Origin of the sequence: Streptomyces beijiangensis, assembly GCF_017315755.1 — a bacterium.
Taxonomy (GTDB): Bacteria; Actinomycetota; Actinomycetes; order Streptomycetales; family Streptomycetaceae; genus Streptomyces; species Streptomyces beijiangensis.
In genome coordinates, this window is sequence record NZ_JAFLRJ010000239.1 from 1 (window position 1) to 17,283 (window position 17,283).

A 17,283-nucleotide genomic window follows, 5' to 3' on the forward strand; every position below is an offset into this window, starting at 1 on the left:
TCTGGGCACGTCTGGGCTGGGCTCGGCTTGGGGTCGGGCGCGGGTTCGTCGGGGTGTGCTCGGCCTGGCGGCCCTTGCGCGCCGTTGGCGGCTGTGGCTGTCCAGGACGGGGTCCGGAATCTGGGATTCTCGGGGTCCGGAGCGCGTGATTCTCGCCACCTTTGATAAGGGGTGCGCTCAGAAGAGCGGGTTGGGGCTGGATCCACCTCTCCAAGGAGTGGCACTCAGTGCCACCCTGTTGGTGTTCGGTAGATCGAACCGTGGTTACGTGTGGTGAGCAGTTCTTGGGATTTCCGTCGCCCTGCGTGCCTTTTCGTTCAATAGGTGAATGCGTGGTACGGGTAATTGCTACCCGCCTGTCACTTTCGATCTGCTGGCGGACGAGTGGTTAAGGCCGCATGACGGGCAAGTGGACATACCCAGACGCCTTCGATCTGGGTATGTTCCTCGCCGTCAGGGCAGCCACCGCGTCCTCGAGGAGTCGAGACCCGTGTCGGAAAACAAAGATCCTCACGTAACGAAGTTCGTCTACGACTTCACCGAGGGCAACAGAGACTTGAAGGACCTGCTCGGCGGGAAGGGGGCCAACCTCGCCGAGATGACCAATCTCGGTCTGCCTGTCCCCCCGGGCTTCACCATCACCACCGACGCCTGCAAGGTCTACCTCGACAGCGGCGACGAACCGGCCGAGCTCCGCGACGAGGTGAGTGCGCACCTCGACGCCCTGGAAAAGAAGATGGGCAAGCGGCTCGGCCAGGCCGACGACCCGCTGCTCGTCTCCGTCCGGTCCGGTGCCAAGTTCTCCATGCCGGGGATGATGGACACCGTCCTCAACATCGGGCTGTCCGACGAGTCCGTGGTCGGTCTCGCCGCCCAGGCCGGCGACGAGCGCTTCGCGTGGGACTCCTACCGCCGGCTCATCCAGATGTTCGGCAAGACCGTCCTCGGCGTCGACGGCAACCTTTTCGAGGAAGCGCTCGAAGAGGCCAAGGACGCCAAGGGCGTCGTCAGCGACGTCGACCTTCCCGCCGCCGAGCTGAAGAAGCTCGTCAAGCACTTCAAGAAGATCGTCTCGCGCGAGGCGGGCCGTGAGTTCCCGCAGGAGCCGCGCGAGCAGATGGACCTCGCGATCCACGCGGTCTTCGACTCGTGGAACACCGACCGGGCCAAGCTCTACCGCCGCCAGGAGCGCATCCCCGGCGACCTCGGCACAGCGGTCAACGTGTGTTCCATGGTGTTCGGGAACCTCGGCCCCGACTCCGGTACGGGCGTCGCCTTCACCCGTGACCCGGCCTCCGGGCACCAGGGCGTCTACGGCGACTACCTGCAGAACGCGCAGGGCGAGGACGTCGTCGCCGGCATCCGCAACACCGTCCCGCTCGCCGAGCTGGAGGCCATCGACAAGGCCTCGTACGACCAGCTCATGCAGATCATGGAGACCCTGGAGACCCACTACAGGGACCTCTGCGACATCGAATTCACCATCGAGCGCGGGCAGTTGTGGATGCTGCAGACGCGCGTGGGCAAGCGGACGGCGGGGGCGGCGTTCCGTATCGCCACCCAGCTCGTCGACCAGGGGCTCATCGGTGAAGCCGAGGCGCTGCAGCGGGTCAACGGTGCACAGCTCGCGCAGTTGATGTTCCCGCGCTTCGACACTGCGCCGAATCAAGACGTGGCCAAGGTCAATCTGATCGGGCGCGGTATCGCCGCATCGCCCGGCGCCGCGGTCGGCAAGGCGGTCTTCGACTCCTACACCGCGATCAAGTGGTCGCGCTCCGGCGAGCAGGTCATCCTCATCCGCCGTGAGACCAACCCCGACGACCTCGACGGCATGATCGCCGCTGAGGGCATCCTCACCAGCCGCGGCGGCAAGACGTCCCACGCCGCCGTCGTCGCACGCGGCATGGGCAAGACCTGTGTGTGCGGCGCCGAGGAGATCGAGGTCGACACCAAGCGGCGGCGCATGACCGCGGCGAACGGGGTCGTGATCGAGGAGGGCGACGTCGTCTCCGTCGACGGCTCCACCGGGAAGGTGTACGCGGGCGAAGTGCCCGTGGTGCCCTCGCCCGTCGTCGAGTACTTCGAGGGGCGCATGCACGCGGGCGCCGACGACGCCGACGAACTGGTCGCCGCCGTGCACCGGATCATGGCGTACGCGGACCGGGTGCGCCGTCTTCGCGTACGGGCCAATGCCGACAACGCCGAAGACGCCCTGCGCGCCCGGCGGTTCGGGGCCCAGGGCATCGGCCTCTGTCGTACCGAGCACATGTTCCTCGGTGAGCGGCGCGGGCTCGTCGAGCGGCTGATCCTCGCCGACACGGACGAGGAGCGGGAGAAGGCACTGGGTGCCTTGCTGCCGTTGCAGAAGAAGGACTTCATCGAGCTCTTCGAGGCGATGGACGGACTCCCGGTGACGGTACGGCTGCTCGACCCGCCGCTGCACGAATTCCTGCCCGACATCACGGAGTTGTCGGTACGGGTCGCCCTCGCCGAGTCCCGCAAGGACGCCAACGAGAACGACCTCCGACTCCTCCAGGCCGTCCACAAGCTGCACGAGCAGAACCCCATGCTGGGTCTGCGCGGAGTACGGCTCGGGCTGGTCATTCCGGGGCTGTTCGCCATGCAGGTACGGGCCATCGCGGAGGCCGCCGCCGAGCGCAAGAACGCCAAGGGCGACCCGCGCCCCGAGGTCATGATCCCGCTGGTGGGCACCGTCCAGGAGCTGGAGATCGTACGGGACGAGGCCGACCGGGTCATCGCCGAGGTCGAGGCCGCCACGGGGACCAACCTCAAGCTGACCATCGGCACGATGATCGAGCTGCCGAGGGCCGCGCTGACGGCGGGGCAGCTCGCCGAGGCCGCGCAGTTCTTCTCGTTCGGCACGAACGACCTCACCCAGACCGTGTGGGGCTTCAGCCGCGACGACGTGGAGGCCTCCTTCTTCACCGCGTACCTGGAGAAGGGCATCTTCGGGGTCTCCCCCTTCGAGACGATCGACCGCGACGGCGTCGGCGCGCTCGTCCGCAGCGCCTGCGAGGCAGGGCGCGCCACGCGACCCGACCTCAAGCTCGGTGTCTGCGGCGAGCACGGCGGCGACCCGGAGTCGGTGCACTTCTTCCACGAGGTGGGGCTCGACTACGTGTCCTGCTCGCCGTTCCGGATCCCGGTGGCCAGGCTCGAAGCGGGCCGCGCCGCAGCGGAGTCGAAGGGCAGCGACAGCCGCTGACCGACCTCCGGAGCCGCCGCCGGGCCGGGTACACCCCACCCTCACCGGACCGGCGGCGGCTCCGGAATCCCATGGCTGAGGGGCGGGACCATCCTGTGCGGGGATGGTCCCGCCCCTCAGTCGTTTCAGGTGTCTGAAGTGTTCTCTTCGTCGAACACCCGCTGGGCCACCGCGAACGCCGAATTGGCCGCGGGGACACCGCAGTAGACGGCCGTCTGGAGGAGGACCGCGCCGATCTCGGCGCGGCTCAGGCCGTTGGTGAGAGCAGCCCTGACGTGCAGGGCCAGTTCGGTGTGGTGGCCGTGCGCGGTCAGCGCGGTGAGGGTCACACAGCTGCGGGTACGGCGGTCCAGGGTCGGGTCGGTCCAGATCTCGCCCCAGGCGTACCGGGTGATGAAGTCCTGGAACGGCGCCGTGAAGGGGGTCGTCGCGGCGGTCGTCCGGTCGACATGGGCATCGCCGAGCACCTCGCGGCGGACGGTCGTTCCGTCCGTACGCGCGAAGTGCTGGAGCAGGGCCGCGGTCACCGGTTCGGGGCGTTCGGTGTTGGCGAGGTGGGCGGCCCCCGCGACTTCGAGGAGCGTCGCGCCGGTGATCGCGTCGGCGAGCTCGCGCGCCGCAGACGGCGGGGTGGCCGGGTCGTCGCGGCCCGCCACGACGAGGGTGGGCGCGGTGATCGTGGGGAGCGCGTCACGGATGTCGAAGGCGGCGAGTGCTTCGCAGCAGGCGGCGTAGGCGGCGGGGTGGGTGGCGATGAGGTCGTCGATCAGTCGCCGGGCAAGGGGAGTTGACGCGAAGACGGGCGAGAACCAGGTCCCCGGTCGGCTCGCCGCCATCGAGGCCGTGCCCTCCGTACGTACGAGATCGGCGCGCTCCCGCCAGGACGGCGGCGTGCCGAACCGCGCCGCCGAGCAGACGACCGCCAGGCGGTCGATGCGGTCGGGGTGGTCGGCCGCGAGGCGCAGACCGACCGCACCGCCGAGGGAGATGCCGGCGTACGAGAACCGGTGCCAGCCCTGGGCATCCGCCAGGCGGAGGACGAGAGCGGCCAGGTCGGCTACGTCGGGTGAACTGTCCTGGGAGAGAAGCGCGTCGGGGGAGCCGCCGTGGCCCGGGAGGTCCCAGCGCAGGGTGCGGTGGGTGCGGGCCAGGGCGGGGAGCTGGGGGTCCCAGACGCGGAGGGATGTGCCGAGGGACGGGCCGAGGACGAGCGGCGCTCCGGTCGGCGGGCCATCGAGGGTGTGGTGCGGGACGTCGGTCATCGGCGCTCCAGGGCTCGGTCCACCAACTCGGCTGCCGCGCCCGTGTATTGAGCCGGGTCGGTGAGGTTCCTGTCGGTGATGAGGGCGGTGAGCGGGACGTTCTTGGCCGCGGCCTCGGCCAGGAGTTCTTCGGTACGGGCGCGGCCCAGGGTGGTGGCGAGGCGTTCGCTGATGATCAGGCCGCCGGTGAGGTCGAGGCTCGCGCGCATGCGGGCGGGGTCGACGCGGAGGGTCGTGGTGAGGGCGGCGGCGTGTTCGGCGGCGGCGCCCGTCAGCCGGAGGAGCGTACGGAGGGGCTGCCACTCCGCGTGCCAGGCGCCGGGCGGGCGTTCGTCCTCGGCGACGAGGGAGGCGAGAAGGATGGCTGCCAGGTGGGGGGCTTGGCGGGCTGCGGAGGTGATGAGGGCGGAGTGGACCGGGTTGGACTTGTGGGGCATGGCGGAGGAGGTTCCGCCGGTGCCCTCGGAGAGCTCGGCGATCTCCGTACGGGAAAGGGTGGCGGTGTCCGCGGCCAGTTTGCCCAGGGCGGTGGTGGTGAAGGCGAGGGCGGTGGACAGATCGGCGACGGGGGTGCGGAGGGTGTGCCAGGGGAGGAGCGGGGCGGTCAGGGCCAGTTCGGCCGCGTACGACTCGACCAGGATCAAGGGGGTTGATACGAGCGGGAGTTCGGCCAGCGCCGACAATGTGCCTGCTGCTCCTCCCAGTTGGGCCGGGAAGGTGAGGCTCTGCAGGCGATCCCTTGCGTCCAGTGCCAGCGACCGCCAGCCCGCCGCCTTCAGGCCGAATGTCGTCGGGACCGCCTGTTGCGTCAGGGTGCGCGCCGGCATGGGAGTGTCCCTGTGCTCCCTCGCCAGGGCCTCCAGCGCCTCCGCCGTCGCGTGCAGGTCCGCCACGATCAGCGTCACCGTGTCCCGTGCCACCAGCATCGTCGCCGTGTCCAGGATGTCCTGGCTCGTCGCGCCCCGGTGGGTCTCCGGGCCCAGCAGTGGCCGCAACTCCGCCACCAGCGGGATCACCGGATTGCCGTCCGTTCCCGCCCTGAGCGCCAGGTCCCGTACGTCCAGATCGCGCGCGTCCACCGGCTCCGCCGCCAGTCCGCGCGCCCTCAGCAGCGCCACCTCCGCGTCCACCATCGCCTGCAGATACGCGAGGTCGCCGGTGGCCGCCTCGGCCCGCGCGCCCGCGCTCACCGGCGACAGCAGACCCAGGTCGGCCGCAGCCGCAGCCGCAGCCTCAGCCTCAGCGGAACTCAAGGAACACCGTCTCTCCCTCGCCCTGGAGGCGGATGTCGAAGCGGTACGCACGGTCGCTGCCCTGCCGCGCCAGCAGGGTCTCCCGGCGGTCGGCGGCCAGCGCATCGAGCAGCGCGTCGGGCCCGTGGTTCACGTACGCCCTGGTGAAGAGGTGGTGGGTGAGGCCCCGGGCGAAGACGCAGACGCTGATGTACGGCGCCTTCGGCGCGAGCGTGTGCACCGTCCAATGGCCCGCCCCGTCCGTCGCGACCCGCCCGAAGCCGGTGAAGTCCACGCCGTTGCGGTGCAGTGAGCCGGGAGTGCCGTCCCCCTGCCAGAACTCGATGAGCGCGTCGGGCACCGGCGCGCCCGCCCCGTCGTACACGCACCCGTGCAGCGTGATGGCGGACGGGTGGCCCGGCGGGGCCATGTCGCCGCCGCCCTCGAACGGCAGCGCGTAGCCGTAGAAGGGACCCACGGTGTGGGAGGGGGTGGGGAGTTGTGTCATCGGCCTTCCTCGATCCAGGTCGCGGACGGGCCGTCCAGGACGATGTCCCAGCGGTAGCCGAGGGAGAATTCGGGGCGGGAGAGCGAGTGGTCGTACGCGGCGACCAGCCGGGCGCGGGCCGCGTCGTCGGTCACCGACTGGAGGATCGGGTCGTACGCGAAGAGCGGGTCGCCGGGGAAGTACATCTGGGTGATGAGGCGTTGGGTGAACGCCGTGCCGAAGAGCGAGAAGTGGATGTGCGCGGGGCGCCAGGCGTTCTCGTGGTTGCGCCAGGGATAGGCGCCCGGCCTGATCGTGGTGAAGGAGTACGAACCGTCGGTCTCCGAGGTCAGCATCCGTCCCGCACCGGTGAAGTTCGGGTCGAGCGGCGCCTGGTGCTGGTCGCGCCGGTGCGGGTAGCGGCCCGACGCGTTGGCCTGCCACACCTCGATCAACTGGCCGCGCACCGGGCGGCCGTGGCTGTCCAGGAGACGGCCGCTGACGGTGATGCGCTCGCCGAGGGGTTCGCCGGTGTGCTGCCGGGTCAGGTCGCTGTCGAACTCCGTGACGTCCGCGGGACCGAACACCGGGCCCGTCAGCTCCACCGCCTCCGGGGCGTTGGAGGCGGTGACCGCGAACAGCGGCTGCTCGGGGTGGCGCAGGACGCTGCTGCGGTACGGGGCGTAGTCGCGCGGCGGGTGGTGCGCGGCCGGGGCGCCGCCCGCCCGCGCCTTCGCATACGCCTCGCGTATCGCCGACACCTCCGCGTCGATGTCCGACTGACGGAGTGTCATCGTCCCTGCTTTCCTGCGGACTTGAGGGTGCGGAGCGCGGTGAGTTCGGCTTCGGTGGGCGGGGCGGTCGTGCGTGGCTCCGGCGCTGTGCGCAGCTTCCAGCCGGTGGCCTGCCGTATCTGCTCGACCGAGACGCCCGGGTGGAGGTCGGTGAGCGTGAGCTCCGCCGTGTCCGGGTCGGGGCGCAGGATTCCCAGGTCGGTGATGACCGCCACCGGTCCCGCGCCGCGCATCCCGAGCCGTTTGCGGTCCTGCGGTCCCGCGCCGTGGCCGAGCGTGGTGACGAAGTCCAGCTTCGCGACGAAGTTACGGGGGGAGTGCCGCAGCACCATCAGTACCTGCCGGCAGTTGGCGGCGATCTCGGGGGCGCCGCCCGCGCCGGGGAGCCGCCCGGCGGGGCGGTCGGGGCCGCGGTCGACCAGGGTGGTGTTGATGTTGGCGAAACGGTCCACCTGGGCGGCGCCGAGGAAGCCGAAGTCGATACGGCCGCCCTGCAGCCAGTAGTTGAACATCTCAGGGACCGGGACCACCGCGTCCGCTGTCTCGGCGAGCTCGCCGTCGCCGATGGAGAGGGGGAGGCGCGTGGGCTTCGAGCCGATGGTGCCCGACTCGTAGATCAGGACCAGGCCGGGGTTGAGCGTGGCGCGGGCGAGGTTCGCGGCCGTGGAGGGCAGGCCGATGCCGACGAAGCAGGTCTTCGCACCCGCGAGGGCGCGGGCCGCGTTGACCTCCATCAGTTCGTCGCCGGTGTACGCACTCAACTGACTGTCTCCTCAAGCCATTTGCCGAAAGTCTCGCGGTCCCGGGACACCGGGTCCCACGCCTGGTAGAAGTCGTTGTCGCGGACCGAGTAGCCGCTCGCGTACGAGGGATGCGCGCCGCCGGGGACCACGGCGACCGCGTCGATCACCCAGCCGGGGAGCACCACCCCGCCGGGGCGCGGCACCAGCGAGTCGACGATCTCCTCGACGGTGACCAGGACCCGGTCGGCCGCCAGGACGGCCTCCTTCTGGACGCCGGTCAGGCCCCACATCTGGACGTTGCCGTCCGGATCCGCCTGCTGGGCGTGGATCACGGTGACGTCCGGATTGAGGGCGGCGACCGCCGCCAGCTCTTCACCCGTAAAAGGGCAGAGGACGGTGGAGACCGTGTCGGTGCGGGTGGCCAGGTCGGAGCCCCGGTAGCCGCGCAGGACCGCGAAGGGGAGGCGGGAGGCCCCGGCGACATAGCGGTTGGCCATGCCGGCGTGGCTGTGCTCGTCGAGTTCGAGGGGGCGCGGCCAGCCGTTCTCGACGGCGTCGCGGAAGCGGTGGAGCGAGCCGACGCCCGGGTTGCCGCCCCAGGAGAAGACCAGCTTCCGCACCAGTCCTGCGCCGATGAGCTGGTCGTAGATGACGTCGGGCGTCATCCGGACGAGGGTCAGGTCGGTGATGGACTGGCGGATGACCTCGTGCGCGGCGGCATACGGGATGAGGTGCGTGAAGCCCTCCATCGCCAGGGTGTCCCCGTCGTGGATGAGGTCCGCCACGGCGTCGTGCAGGGTGCGTATCTCTGCCATAACCACCTCGGATTGCTCAGTGCACTGACTAATTCGATGTCGAAGCCGTACACTTCCACCGAGTTGGGTGCACGTCAATGGGTCAGTGCACAGAGCAAAAGGGAGTACCTGATGGCTGCGGCGGACCTGTCGACGCACCCCGGACATCTGGCCAGACGGCTCCAGCAGGCGCATACGCTGCTCTGGACGACGATGGTCTCGGAGGAGACGACCTCCCCGCAGTTCGCCGTGCTCAACGCGCTCGTGGAGAAGCCCGACACCGACCAGCGGACCATCGGCGAGCATGTACGGCTCGACCGCTCCACCATCGCCGACCTGGTGGCACGCCTCGCCGGGCGGGGCCTGGTGGAGCGGGTCAGGGACCCGCTGGACGGGCGGCGCAATGTGCTCACGCTCACCGACGAGGGGCGGAAGGTCCACCGGCGGCTGGTGACGCGGACCGCCCGGATGAACAAGGTCTTCCTCGCGCCGCTGGACGAGGGGGAGCGGGAGATCCTGCTGCGGCTGATCGCGCGCGTCGCGGACGCGGCGGAGGAACTGCGGGGCCAGGGCTAGGGCTTGGTCGTCATACGTACGGACGGATCAAGGCACCAGTCCAGGACCGAAGGCCAGGCGCCGTACCCCTCGTGCAGGGAGAGATGGCCGCCTCCCGGTACGACATCCGTGTCGAGCCCCAGCGGCTTGCCGTAGCGCTCGGCCGCACCACCCGCGCAGTACGGGTCGTCGTCCCCGGCCACCAGTCGGGTCGTGCCCGCTGCTGCGGCCAACTGTGCGGCAGTGGCCAGGGGTTCGGCGAATCCGGCGACCTCCTCGTTCCCGGTGAGCACCTCGGGGGACGGCGGGGCGACCAGCAGGACCCTGTCGGCGCTCACCCCGCCACGGGCCGCCGCGTGCAGCCACAGGACGACCGCGAGGCTGTGGCAGACCACGGTGTCGGGCTCATCGGCGAGATGCGTGTGCAGCCGGTCGAGCCATGTCTCCAGGTCGGGGCGGTCGGGGTCGGGGAGCTGCGGGTAGGCCACACGGTGGCCGCGCGCGGTCAGTTCGCCCGCGAGCCATCGCTGCCAGTGGCCGTCGGGGCGATGGTTCTGCCAGCCGTGCAGGATCAGGAAGGAGCCAGAGGGTGAAGGGGGCATGACTGAGATCGTCGGCCCCACTGTCCTATCAGGTCCAGTTAATCTTTCTGGATGGAACAGGTAAGCAGTGCCTTCACCATCGATCTGCGCCGCCTCGGCGCCCTGCGCGAGCTGGACCGCAGAGGCACCCTGGCGAAGACCGCTGCGGCCCTGCATCTGACCCCCTCCGCCGTCTCCCAGCAACTGGCCGCGCTTTCGCGCGAGTTGGGTGTGCCGCTCGTTGAGCGCCAGGGGCGCGGCGTACGGCTCACCGGGCAGGCCAGGGTGGTGCTCCAGCACGCGGACGTCATCTCCGCCCAGCTGGAGCGGGCCCGCGCCGACCTCGCCGCATGGGGGCACGGCGAGCGCGGCGCCCTCACCGTCGGAGCCTTCTCCAGCGCGATCTCCGGACTGGTCCCCGCCGTCCTGACCGACCTCGCCGCCACCCGCCCCGACATCCGTATCGCCGTCGTGGAGGCCGAGCCGCCGGACCTGTTCACCCGGCTCGACGCGGGCGAGATCGACCTCGCGGTGGCCGTGGACTTCGCCGCCGCACCCCCGTTCACCGACCGCAGGTACACCCGCACCGACCTGCTCACCGACATCCTCGACGTCGCGCTGCCCGCAGGCCACCGCCTCGCACCGCTGGACCGCGTCCCCCTGCGGGAGCTCGCCGCCGACCCCTGGATCGTCGGCGACGGGCACAGCTGCTGCGGCGCGGTGACCCGCTCGGTCTGCGCCGCGGGCGGCTTCACGCCGGAGATCCGCCATGCCGTGAACGACTGGCAGTCGCTCGCCGCCCTTGTCGCGGCCGGGGCGGGAGTCGCGCTCGTCCCGCGCCTGGTCCAGCCACTGCACCGCCCCGGCCTCGTACTGCGCACGCCCGAAGGGCAGCCGCCGGCCCGCCATGTGTTCGCGGCCGTACGGACAGGATCCGAGGGCGACCCGGTACTGACCGCCGTGCTGGAACGGCTGGTCGCCTCGGCCGAACAGGCCTCCTCCTAGCGACTGTTGGGCTTCGGCTTCGCCAGGCGGAAGCGCAGCCGGCAGATCACCGCGTCCGTGTCGCGCCGCACCGCGTGGGCGAGGACCGCACCGCGCTGGTTCTGCAGGAGGCGCTGCCAGAGGTGGGCCGGTTCGACCTCGGGGATCAGGACGGTGACGCGGGTGTCCGGGTGGTACGCGTAGACCTTGCGGACGTACGCGGCGACAGGGCGGCCGACCGTGCGGTGCACGGAGGTCAGCTCGACCAGGTCGACACCGGGGTTCCATGCCCGCCACGCCCTGCGCAGCGTCTCGGTGGCCTCCTGGTCCTCGGGGTCGGTCGGGTCCGTGACCGTCACGGCGCGCACCTCGTCGCCCATCGAGACGGCGGCGTTGACGGCCTCGCAGGTCAGCTTGGAGAGGTGCGAGACCGGGACGATGACCAGCGAGCGGTCCCGGTGCGGGGCCGCGGGGACGGTGCCGTCCAGGCCGATGCGGTCGCCGATCCTTCCGTACGCGCGCTGTATCGCCTCGAAGGCGAGGACCAGCAGCGGGAGCGCGATCACGATCAGCCAGGCGCCCTCGGTGAACTTGGTCGCCGTGACGACGACCGCGGCGACGCCGGTGAGCAGGGCGCCGAAGCCGTTGAGCGCCGCCTTGGCACGCCAGTTGGGGGAGCGTTCGAGCCGCCAGTGGATGACCATGCCCGTCTGGCAGATGGTGAAGCCGACGAAGACACCGATCGCGAAGAGAGGCACGAGGGTGTTGGTGTCGCCGCCGGAGAAGACGAGGAGCGCGGCCGCCACGACGGCGAGCGCGAGGACTCCGTGGCGCAGGACCTGGCGGTCGGCCCGGATGCCGAAGACATGCGGGAGGTAGTCGTCGCGGGAGAGGAGCGACATCAGGACGGGGAGGCCGCCGAAGGAGGTGTTGGCGGCGAGCGCGAGCAGGACGACGGTCGCGAACTGCACTACGTAGAAAGCCCAGTTGTGGCCGAGCGCGGCGTCCGCGAGCTGGGCGAGGACCGTGACGCCCTCGACCGGCTGGAGGTGGAAGCGGCCGATCAGGACCGAGAGACCGATCAGCATCACACCGAGGAGCGAGCCGAGAGCCACCTCGGTGCGCTGGGCGCGCTTGGCGGCCGGGGCGCGGAAGGAGGGGACGGCGTTGGCGACGGCCTCGACGCCGGTGAGGGCGGAGCAGCCGGAGGCGAAGGCCTTGAGGAGGAGCAGCGTGCCGACGCTGGTCGCGTTGGAGGTCAGTACGGACGCGTGGCCCTCGGCGGTGTACGTGGAGACGGGGGCGGACCGGAAGAGCCCGACCACGATGATCGCCAGGATCGAGCCGACGAAGACGGCCGTCGGCACGAGGAACGCCTTCGCGGAGTCGACGATGCCGCGGAGATTGATCGCGGTGACCAGGACGAGGACGCCCAGGCAGATGGGCAGCCGGTCGCCGTACAGGGAGGGGAAGGCGGAGGTCAGGGCGGCGACGCCGGCGGTGACGGAGACCGCGACGTTCAGTACGTAGTCCAGGACGAGGGAGGCCGCGGCGACCAGGGCGGTGCGCGGGCCCAGGTGCTCGCGGGCGACGGCGTAGCTGCCGCCGCCGTTCGGGAAGGCCGCGATGACCTGGCGGTACGAGGCGACGAGGACGGCCAGCAGCCCGGCGATCGCGAGCGTGACGGGCAGGGTGAAGCCGAGACCGTGGGCCCCGGCGGCGGCCAGCACCAGGACGATCGCCTCGGGCCCGTACGCGACGGAGGCCATCGCGTCGAGCGAGAGCGCGGCGAGGCCCTGGGTCGCGGTCAGCCGGTGGCGGTCGGCGGGGGGCCGGTCGGGCACCGGCGCGAGGGTGGGCGCCGATTCGGGGGCGACGGCCTGGGTGGTCATACGGGGGTACCTCCGTGTCGGTGTCCTGCCAGGCCAGCGTGCGGGCGCGGCGGGACGGGAGCACGGGGCGTTGTCGCGGTCTTGGCGGTAAGGGGCGAGACCTTGTCGCGGTCTTGACGCGGGCCCTGAGTCGCGGTGGGCCGCGCGGGGCGCGAGACTTTTCTCGTACGAGTTTCCGCATGAGCGATGAGTTTCTCCCCGCTCCCTCGTCTACCTCTTCGAAAGGCACGCCAGGGGGCGGGCCACGGAGAGCCAAGGGACACCGCAATGACTCAGATGATCTTCGTCAACCTGCCGGTGAAGGATCTAGAGGTCTCGAAGGCCTTCTTCACCAAGCTCGGCTACTCCGTCAACGCGCAGTTCACCGACGAGAACGCCTCCAGCATCGTCATCAGCGACACGATCTTCGTGATGCTCCTCAAGGAGTCGTTCTTCCAGACCTTCACCAAGCGGACGATCGCCGACACGGCCACCACCGTGGAGTCGCTGACCTGTCTCAGCGCCGAGAGCAGGGACGCGGTCGACGAGCTCGTCGACACCGCGCTGGCCTCAGGCGGATCGCCCGCCCAGGAGACCATGGACCACGGCTTCATGTACGGGCGCTCGTTCCTGGACCCGGACGGTCACCACTGGGAGGTCGTCTGGATGGACCCGTCCGCGATCCAGAGCTGACCACGCTCAGGGCGTCTTGTACGTGACGCCCGTGAGCTGCTCGGAGGCGATCCACAGCCGCTCGCCCGACACGTCGTGCCGCGTCCACTTCGCCCGCCAGGACGGTGCGGGGGCCCCGCGCCATCCCAGGCGGCCGGGGCCCGTGAAGGAATCGGGGCGTACACCGGGCGCGGTGGCCGCGTAGAGGGTGGGGAGCGCGCCCGATTCGGCGGGCTGGGCCAGGACGCGGTTGCCGAGCTCGACTACGCGCGTCGCGGTGGCGCGGCCCTCCATCTTCGTACCCGCCGTCTGGAGGTTGGTCGCCGCGTACCCGGGGTGTGCGGCGGCGGCGATCACATCGGATCCCGCCGCTGCCAGGCGCCGCGCGAACTCATGGACGAACAGCAGGTTGGCTGTCTTGGACCGGCCGTAGGCGATCCACCGGCGGTAGCGGTGCTCGCTGTTGAGATCACCGATGTCGATGTTGGCGATCACGTGCATCCCGCTCGACACGGACACGACGCGCGCGCCCGGGGTGTCGAGAAGCTTCGGCAGCAGCAGCCCGGTGAGGGCGAAGTGGCCGAGGTGGTTGACGCCGAACTGCGTCTCGAAGCCGTCCGCCGTGCGCCCGTACGGGAGGGCCATCACTCCCGCGTTGTTGATGAGCAGGTCCAGGCGCGCGTGAGGGTAGGAGGCCGCGAATTCCCGTACGGACGCGAGGTCGGCCAGGTCCAGCGGTACGAACTGGGCGTCCGCGCCCGGTACTTCGCGCAGCAGCCGGGCCTGCGCCTCCTGCCCCCTGGCCTCGCTGCGGCACGCGAGCAGCACGCGTGCACCGCGGCGGGCCAGTTCTCGCGCCGTGATGTACCCGATGCCGCTGTTGGCCCCGGTGACGACGGCCGTGCGGCCGCTCTGGTCGGGGATGTCGCGCGCGTTCCAGCCCTGGGTCATGGGGCCCAGGGTACGGCCGGGAAGGCCGTCAGGCGGTGGCGCCCCCGTCGATCACCAGGTCCGTGCCCACCACGGACGCGGCGTCGTCCGAGGCCAGGTACAGCACGGCGGCGGCGATCTCGGCGCCCGACGAGATACGGCCGAGCGGGGACTCGCTCCTCATCCGGGCCGCCCGGTCCGCGTCCGTCTCGCCGGGGTGCAGCGACATGGCGGACTGGGACGCGCCGGGGCTCACCGCGTTGATACGGACGCCGTCGGCGATGTGGTCGAGGGCGGCTGCACGGGTCAGGGCCGAGACGGCGGCCTTGGTGGCGATGTAGCCGGCGGCGCCTCTGACGCGGCGGTGCGCGCCGAAGTTCGATGAGATGTTGACGATCGCGCCGCCGTGCTCCTGGGTCTTCATCTGCGTGACCTGGGCCTGGAGGCCGAAGAGGACCCCCGAGAGGTTGATGTCGAGCTGGAGGCGCCAGTCCTCTTCGGAGAGTTCGGCGACCGGGCTGCCGCCCCGGAAGACGCCGGCGTTGTTGACGGCGACATCGAGCGAGCCGAAGCGCTCGACGGTACGGGCGACCAGGTCCCGTCCGTCCGCCGAGCGCGACACATCGGCGGTGAACGCCACCGCCTTGCCGCCCTCTTTCTCGATCAGGGCCACGGTCTCCTCCAGGGACGCGGCCGTGCGGCCCGCGACGACGACGTTCGCGCCCTCGGCGGAGAGGGGGGTGGCGGCCGGCTGGGTCGGAGACGCCCGCCTCCATTCAAGGTGTACTACCATAGGTACATGTCACTCAAGCGCACCAACGTCTACGCCGACGCCGAGGATCTGGCGGTCATCAAGGAGGCAGCCGCACGCAAGGGGATCTCCGAGGCGGAAATAATCCGCCAGGCGATCCACCTGGCAGCGCTGGCCGAGCGAACCTGGGACGAGCCACTGGTGTCGCGAAAGTTCCGGGGCGGTGGCAAGCGTGCCGTGAAGCAGGATGTGCGCGACTCCGTGGTCGAGGGCGTCATGCGCCGTGAGCGGCGGAATGCGGACGACGGGTCGTGATCGTCGTCGCGGACACCTCCGCGCTCATCGCGGCGTACGACGCGGACGACCCCGACTCCGACGGCTGTGAACGGGTGCTGAAGGATGCCGCCCTGCTCATCGTCTCTCCGCTGGTGCTGGCTGAGGTCGACCATGTCGGGACCCGCGTTCTCGGGCGCGAGGGTGCGCGCACGATGATCGCCGACCTTCGGCGTGCGGCTCACATCATGCGCGCGGCGTTCCCCGAGGTGACAGCCGGCATGCTGGATCTCGCCGACGGTGTTCGTGAACGCCATGCGGCGCTCGACCTCGATCTTCCCGATGCGGTGAACGTGGTGCTGGCCGCCGAGTACCGCACCGACGCCATCGCGACACTGGACCGCAGGGACTTCCGGGTGATCCGACCGCTCACCCACCACAAGGCGTTCAGGCTGCTGCCCGACGACCTGTAGCCGGGCTCATTTGACGCGCACGTCGCAGCGCAACTGCCGGTCGTGGCCCACCCTCCTCTCCTCCCCCGTCAGCGTCAGCGGGACGGTGTGGCGGATCTCGGCCGACGAGGCGCCGAAGTGGAGCTCCAGGGCGCCCGGTTCGACGATGCGGTGACCCTCGGGGCCCGTGTACGACGCCAGGTCGGCGTGGAAGGTGGCGTGGATCTCCGCCGATTCGCCGGCCGCGAGCTCCACCCGGGCGTAGCCGACGAGGCGGACCACCGGGCGGGCGACGCGGGCCACCGGGTCGTGCACGTAGAGCTGGACGACTTCCGTGCCGGGGCGCTCGCCCGTGTTGCGGACCGTGAGGCGCACGGTCGTCTCGCCACCGTCCGTGGGGAGTTCGGTGGTGTCGGCCTCCGGGGCGTCCCAGGCGAAGGTGGTGTACGAGAGGCCGTGGCCGAAGGCGTGGAGCGGGGTCGGGTCGATGGTGCTGGCGTCGTTGCGCAGGCCGAGCGGCGGGGCGAGGTAGGTCCAGGGCTGGGCCCCTGGGGCGTACGGGATGCTCACCGGGAGGCGGCCCGAGGGATTGACCCGGCCGCTGAGGACCCCTGCCACGGCGGGGCCGCCCTCCTCGCCGGGGAAGAACGCCTGCACGGTCGCGGCCAGCCGGTCCTTCCAGCGCCCCAGCGCGTACGGGCGGCCGGTGAACAGCGTCAGCACGACGGGCGTGCCGGTCGCGACCAGGGCGTCGATGAGCTCGCCCTGCCCCTCGGGGAGTTCGAGGTCGGCCGCGTCGCAGCCCTCGCCCGATGTGCCCCGGCCGAACAGTCCGGAGCGGTCGCCGACGGCCGCCACGCAGACATCCGCGTCCGCGACGTCCGTCACGAACACCGCGTCGGGCAGTTCGGTGCGCAGCGCTTCGATGAGGGTCGGGATGGCGACCCCCAGCGGCAGTTCGGGGTGCTCGATGCCCACATGGCGGGGGAAGGCGTAGCAGCCGAGCATGGCCGCGGGGTCGTCGGAGAGCGGACCGACCACGGCGATCCGGATGTCGGGGCGCAGCGGGAGCGCGCCGGCGGTGTTGGAGAGCAGGACCACCGACTCCTCCGCCAGCTGCCGCGCCAGGGAGCGCATGAGGGGCGGGTCGAGGTCGACGGTCGTGGGTGCGGCGGGCAACTCGCCGTCCAGCAGGCCCAGTTCGCACTTCTGCGTGAGTACGCGCAGTGCCGCCCGGTTCAGGAGGTTCTCCGGGAGGCCTTCCGCCCCGAAGCACCGTACTGCGGGAAGTTCCACGTCGACCCCTGCGGCCAGCGCGACGAGTGCCGCACCGGCAGGGGAGTCGGCGAGTCCGTGGGCGGACTCCAGGAAGGCGACTCCGAAGTAGTCGGCGACCACCGTTCCGGTGAACTGCCATTCGTCCCGCAGGAGTTGGGTCAGCAGGCCGGTGTGCGCATGCGCGGGCAGGCCGTCGATGTCGTTGTACGCGGCCATCACCGAGCGGGCGCCCCCGTCCCGTACCGCCATCTCGAAGGGAGGCAGGATGACGTCGGCCAGCTCGCGCGGGCCGATGGGGACGGGGGCGTGATTGCGGGCGCCTCGCGAGGCCGAGTAGGCGGCGAAGTGCTTGAGGGTGGAGATGATCCCGGCCGACTCCAGGCCGCGTACGTACGCGG

General features: G+C 70.9%; 17 protein-coding genes. 6 read left to right on the forward strand and 11 right to left on the reverse strand.

Features of this window, described 5'->3' with window-relative positions; translation table 11 throughout:
- Window positions 1–490 precede the first annotated feature (490 nt).
- Entirely contained in the window at window positions 491–3,226 is a 2,736-nt protein-coding gene (ppdK, locus tag J0695_RS24140; protein ID WP_206964861.1) for a pyruvate, phosphate dikinase, read from the forward strand.
- Between the two features lie 125 nt (window positions 3,227–3,351).
- Here the strand turns inward: ppdK and pcaDC are convergent, their stop codons facing one another.
- From pcaDC to J0695_RS24170, 6 genes are read right to left on the reverse strand one after another with little or no spacing between them, the layout of a single operon-like run.
- Window positions 3,352–4,488, reverse strand: a complete 1,137-nt coding sequence (pcaDC, locus tag J0695_RS24145) for a bifunctional 3-oxoadipate enol-lactonase/4-carboxymuconolactone decarboxylase PcaDC (RefSeq protein WP_206964863.1) — start codon at window positions 4,486–4,488, stop codon at window positions 3,352–3,354.
- Window positions 4,485–5,741, reverse strand: coding sequence for a lyase family protein (locus tag J0695_RS24150; protein ID WP_242553120.1), 1,257 nt, complete (start codon window positions 5,739–5,741; stop codon window positions 4,485–4,487). The genes pcaDC and J0695_RS24150 overlap by 4 nt, the downstream gene beginning before the upstream one ends.
- Entirely contained in the window at window positions 5,728–6,228 is a 501-nt protein-coding gene (gene pcaG / locus J0695_RS24155; RefSeq protein WP_206964867.1) for a protocatechuate 3,4-dioxygenase subunit alpha, read from the reverse strand. The genes J0695_RS24150 and pcaG overlap by 14 nt, the downstream gene beginning before the upstream one ends.
- Complete coding sequence (gene pcaH, locus J0695_RS24160) at window positions 6,225–7,001, reverse strand: protocatechuate 3,4-dioxygenase subunit beta (RefSeq protein WP_206964869.1); 777 nt, start codon at window positions 6,999–7,001, stop codon at window positions 6,225–6,227. Before pcaH ends, pcaG begins: the two co-directional genes overlap by 4 nt.
- Window positions 6,998–7,735: a CoA-transferase subunit beta gene (locus tag J0695_RS24165; protein ID WP_206964921.1), complete on the reverse strand. Its 738-nt coding sequence runs from the start codon at window positions 7,733–7,735 to the stop codon at window positions 6,998–7,000. Before J0695_RS24165 ends, pcaH begins: the two co-directional genes overlap by 4 nt.
- Window positions 7,736–7,758: 23 nt before the next feature.
- A complete protein-coding gene (locus tag J0695_RS24170; RefSeq protein WP_206964871.1) occupies window positions 7,759–8,559 on the reverse strand; it encodes a CoA transferase subunit A in 801 nt (266 codons plus the stop codon).
- Between the two features lie 111 nt (window positions 8,560–8,670).
- On the opposite strand from J0695_RS24170, the gene J0695_RS24175 reads away from it, so the two are divergent.
- Window positions 8,671–9,114, forward strand: coding sequence for a MarR family winged helix-turn-helix transcriptional regulator (locus J0695_RS24175; protein WP_206964873.1), 444 nt, complete (start codon window positions 8,671–8,673; stop codon window positions 9,112–9,114).
- Here J0695_RS24175 and J0695_RS24180 read toward each other — a convergent pair.
- Window positions 9,111–9,695 carry an RBBP9/YdeN family alpha/beta hydrolase gene (locus J0695_RS24180; RefSeq protein WP_206964882.1) on the reverse strand — a complete coding sequence of 195 codons (585 nt, stop codon included), beginning with the start codon at window positions 9,693–9,695 and terminating at the stop codon, window positions 9,111–9,113. The two genes, J0695_RS24175 and J0695_RS24180, sit on opposite strands and share 4 nt — an antisense overlap.
- Window positions 9,696–9,746: 51 nt before the next feature.
- On the opposite strand from J0695_RS24180, the gene J0695_RS24185 reads away from it, so the two are divergent.
- On the forward strand, window positions 9,747–10,679 hold the full coding sequence (locus tag J0695_RS24185) for a LysR family transcriptional regulator (RefSeq protein WP_206964884.1): 933 nt from the start codon (window positions 9,747–9,749) through the stop codon (window positions 10,677–10,679).
- Here J0695_RS24185 and J0695_RS24190 read toward each other — a convergent pair.
- Window positions 10,676–12,550, reverse strand: a complete 1,875-nt coding sequence (locus J0695_RS24190) for an APC family permease (RefSeq protein WP_206964886.1) — start codon at window positions 12,548–12,550, stop codon at window positions 10,676–10,678. The two genes, J0695_RS24185 and J0695_RS24190, sit on opposite strands and share 4 nt — an antisense overlap.
- 267 nt (window positions 12,551–12,817) lie before the next feature.
- On the opposite strand from J0695_RS24190, the gene J0695_RS24195 reads away from it, so the two are divergent.
- Window positions 12,818–13,222 carry a VOC family protein gene (locus tag J0695_RS24195; RefSeq protein WP_206964889.1) on the forward strand — a complete coding sequence of 135 codons (405 nt, stop codon included), beginning with the start codon at window positions 12,818–12,820 and terminating at the stop codon, window positions 13,220–13,222.
- 6 nt (window positions 13,223–13,228) lie between these two features.
- Here the strand turns inward: J0695_RS24195 and J0695_RS24200 are convergent, their stop codons facing one another.
- Together J0695_RS24200 and J0695_RS24205 are read right to left on the reverse strand one after the other, a co-directional pair.
- Window positions 13,229–14,152 carry an oxidoreductase gene (locus tag J0695_RS24200; protein WP_206964899.1) on the reverse strand — a complete coding sequence of 308 codons (924 nt, stop codon included), beginning with the start codon at window positions 14,150–14,152 and terminating at the stop codon, window positions 13,229–13,231.
- 28 nt (window positions 14,153–14,180) lie between these two features.
- The gene (locus tag J0695_RS24205; protein WP_206964901.1) at window positions 14,181–14,924 is read right to left on the reverse strand and encodes an SDR family NAD(P)-dependent oxidoreductase; all 744 of its coding nucleotides are present in this window, start codon (window positions 14,922–14,924) and stop codon (window positions 14,181–14,183) included.
- A 6-nt stretch (window positions 14,925–14,930) separates the two neighbouring features.
- Here J0695_RS24205 and J0695_RS24210 point away from each other — a divergent pair, with 6 nt between their 5' ends.
- Window positions 14,931–15,197, forward strand: a complete 267-nt coding sequence (locus J0695_RS24210) for a ribbon-helix-helix domain-containing protein (protein ID WP_206964909.1) — start codon at window positions 14,931–14,933, stop codon at window positions 15,195–15,197.
- Window positions 15,194–15,628: a PIN domain-containing protein gene (locus J0695_RS24215; protein WP_206964917.1), complete on the forward strand. Its 435-nt coding sequence runs from the start codon at window positions 15,194–15,196 to the stop codon at window positions 15,626–15,628. Before J0695_RS24210 ends, J0695_RS24215 begins: the two co-directional genes overlap by 4 nt.
- Before the next feature lie 6 nt (window positions 15,629–15,634).
- Here the strand turns inward: J0695_RS24215 and J0695_RS24220 are convergent.
- On the reverse strand, window positions 15,635–17,283 hold a 1,649-nt coding region (locus J0695_RS24220), incomplete at its 5' end, for a glycoside hydrolase family 3 C-terminal domain-containing protein (RefSeq protein WP_206964919.1).

What these genes read in the sequence shown, in the direction of transcription:
- pcaDC (WP_206964863.1), bottom strand. Translation starts at nt 4,488, where the DNA reads ATGACCGACGTCCCGCACCACACCCTCGATGGCCCGCCGACCGGAGCG.
- pcaG (WP_206964867.1), bottom strand. Translation starts at nt 6,228, where the DNA reads ATGACACAACTCCCCACCCCCTCCCACACCGTGGGTCCCTTCTACGGC.
- pcaH (WP_206964869.1), bottom strand. Translation starts at nt 7,001, where the DNA reads ATGACACTCCGTCAGTCGGACATCGACGCGGAGGTGTCGGCGATACGC.
- J0695_RS24165 (WP_206964921.1), bottom strand. Translation starts at nt 7,735, where the DNA reads ATGGAGGTCAACGCGGCCCGCGCCCTCGCGGGTGCGAAGACCTGCTTC.
- J0695_RS24170 (WP_206964871.1), bottom strand. Translation starts at nt 8,559, where the DNA reads ATGGCAGAGATACGCACCCTGCACGACGCCGTGGCGGACCTCATCCAC.
- J0695_RS24175 (WP_206964873.1), top strand. Translation starts at nt 8,671, where the DNA reads ATGGCTGCGGCGGACCTGTCGACGCACCCCGGACATCTGGCCAGACGG.
- J0695_RS24180 (WP_206964882.1), bottom strand. Translation starts at nt 9,695, where the DNA reads ATGCCCCCTTCACCCTCTGGCTCCTTCCTGATCCTGCACGGCTGGCAG.
- J0695_RS24185 (WP_206964884.1), top strand. Translation starts at nt 9,747, where the DNA reads ATGGAACAGGTAAGCAGTGCCTTCACCATCGATCTGCGCCGCCTCGGC.
- J0695_RS24190 (WP_206964886.1), bottom strand. Translation starts at nt 12,550, where the DNA reads ATGACCACCCAGGCCGTCGCCCCCGAATCGGCGCCCACCCTCGCGCCG.
- J0695_RS24195 (WP_206964889.1), top strand. Translation starts at nt 12,818, where the DNA reads ATGACTCAGATGATCTTCGTCAACCTGCCGGTGAAGGATCTAGAGGTC.
- J0695_RS24200 (WP_206964899.1), bottom strand. Translation starts at nt 14,152, where the DNA reads ATGACCCAGGGCTGGAACGCGCGCGACATCCCCGACCAGAGCGGCCGC.
- J0695_RS24205 (WP_206964901.1), bottom strand. Translation starts at nt 14,924, where the DNA reads ATGGTAGTACACCTTGAATGGAGGCGGGCGTCTCCGACCCAGCCGGCC.
- J0695_RS24210 (WP_206964909.1), top strand. Translation starts at nt 14,931, where the DNA reads ATGTCACTCAAGCGCACCAACGTCTACGCCGACGCCGAGGATCTGGCG.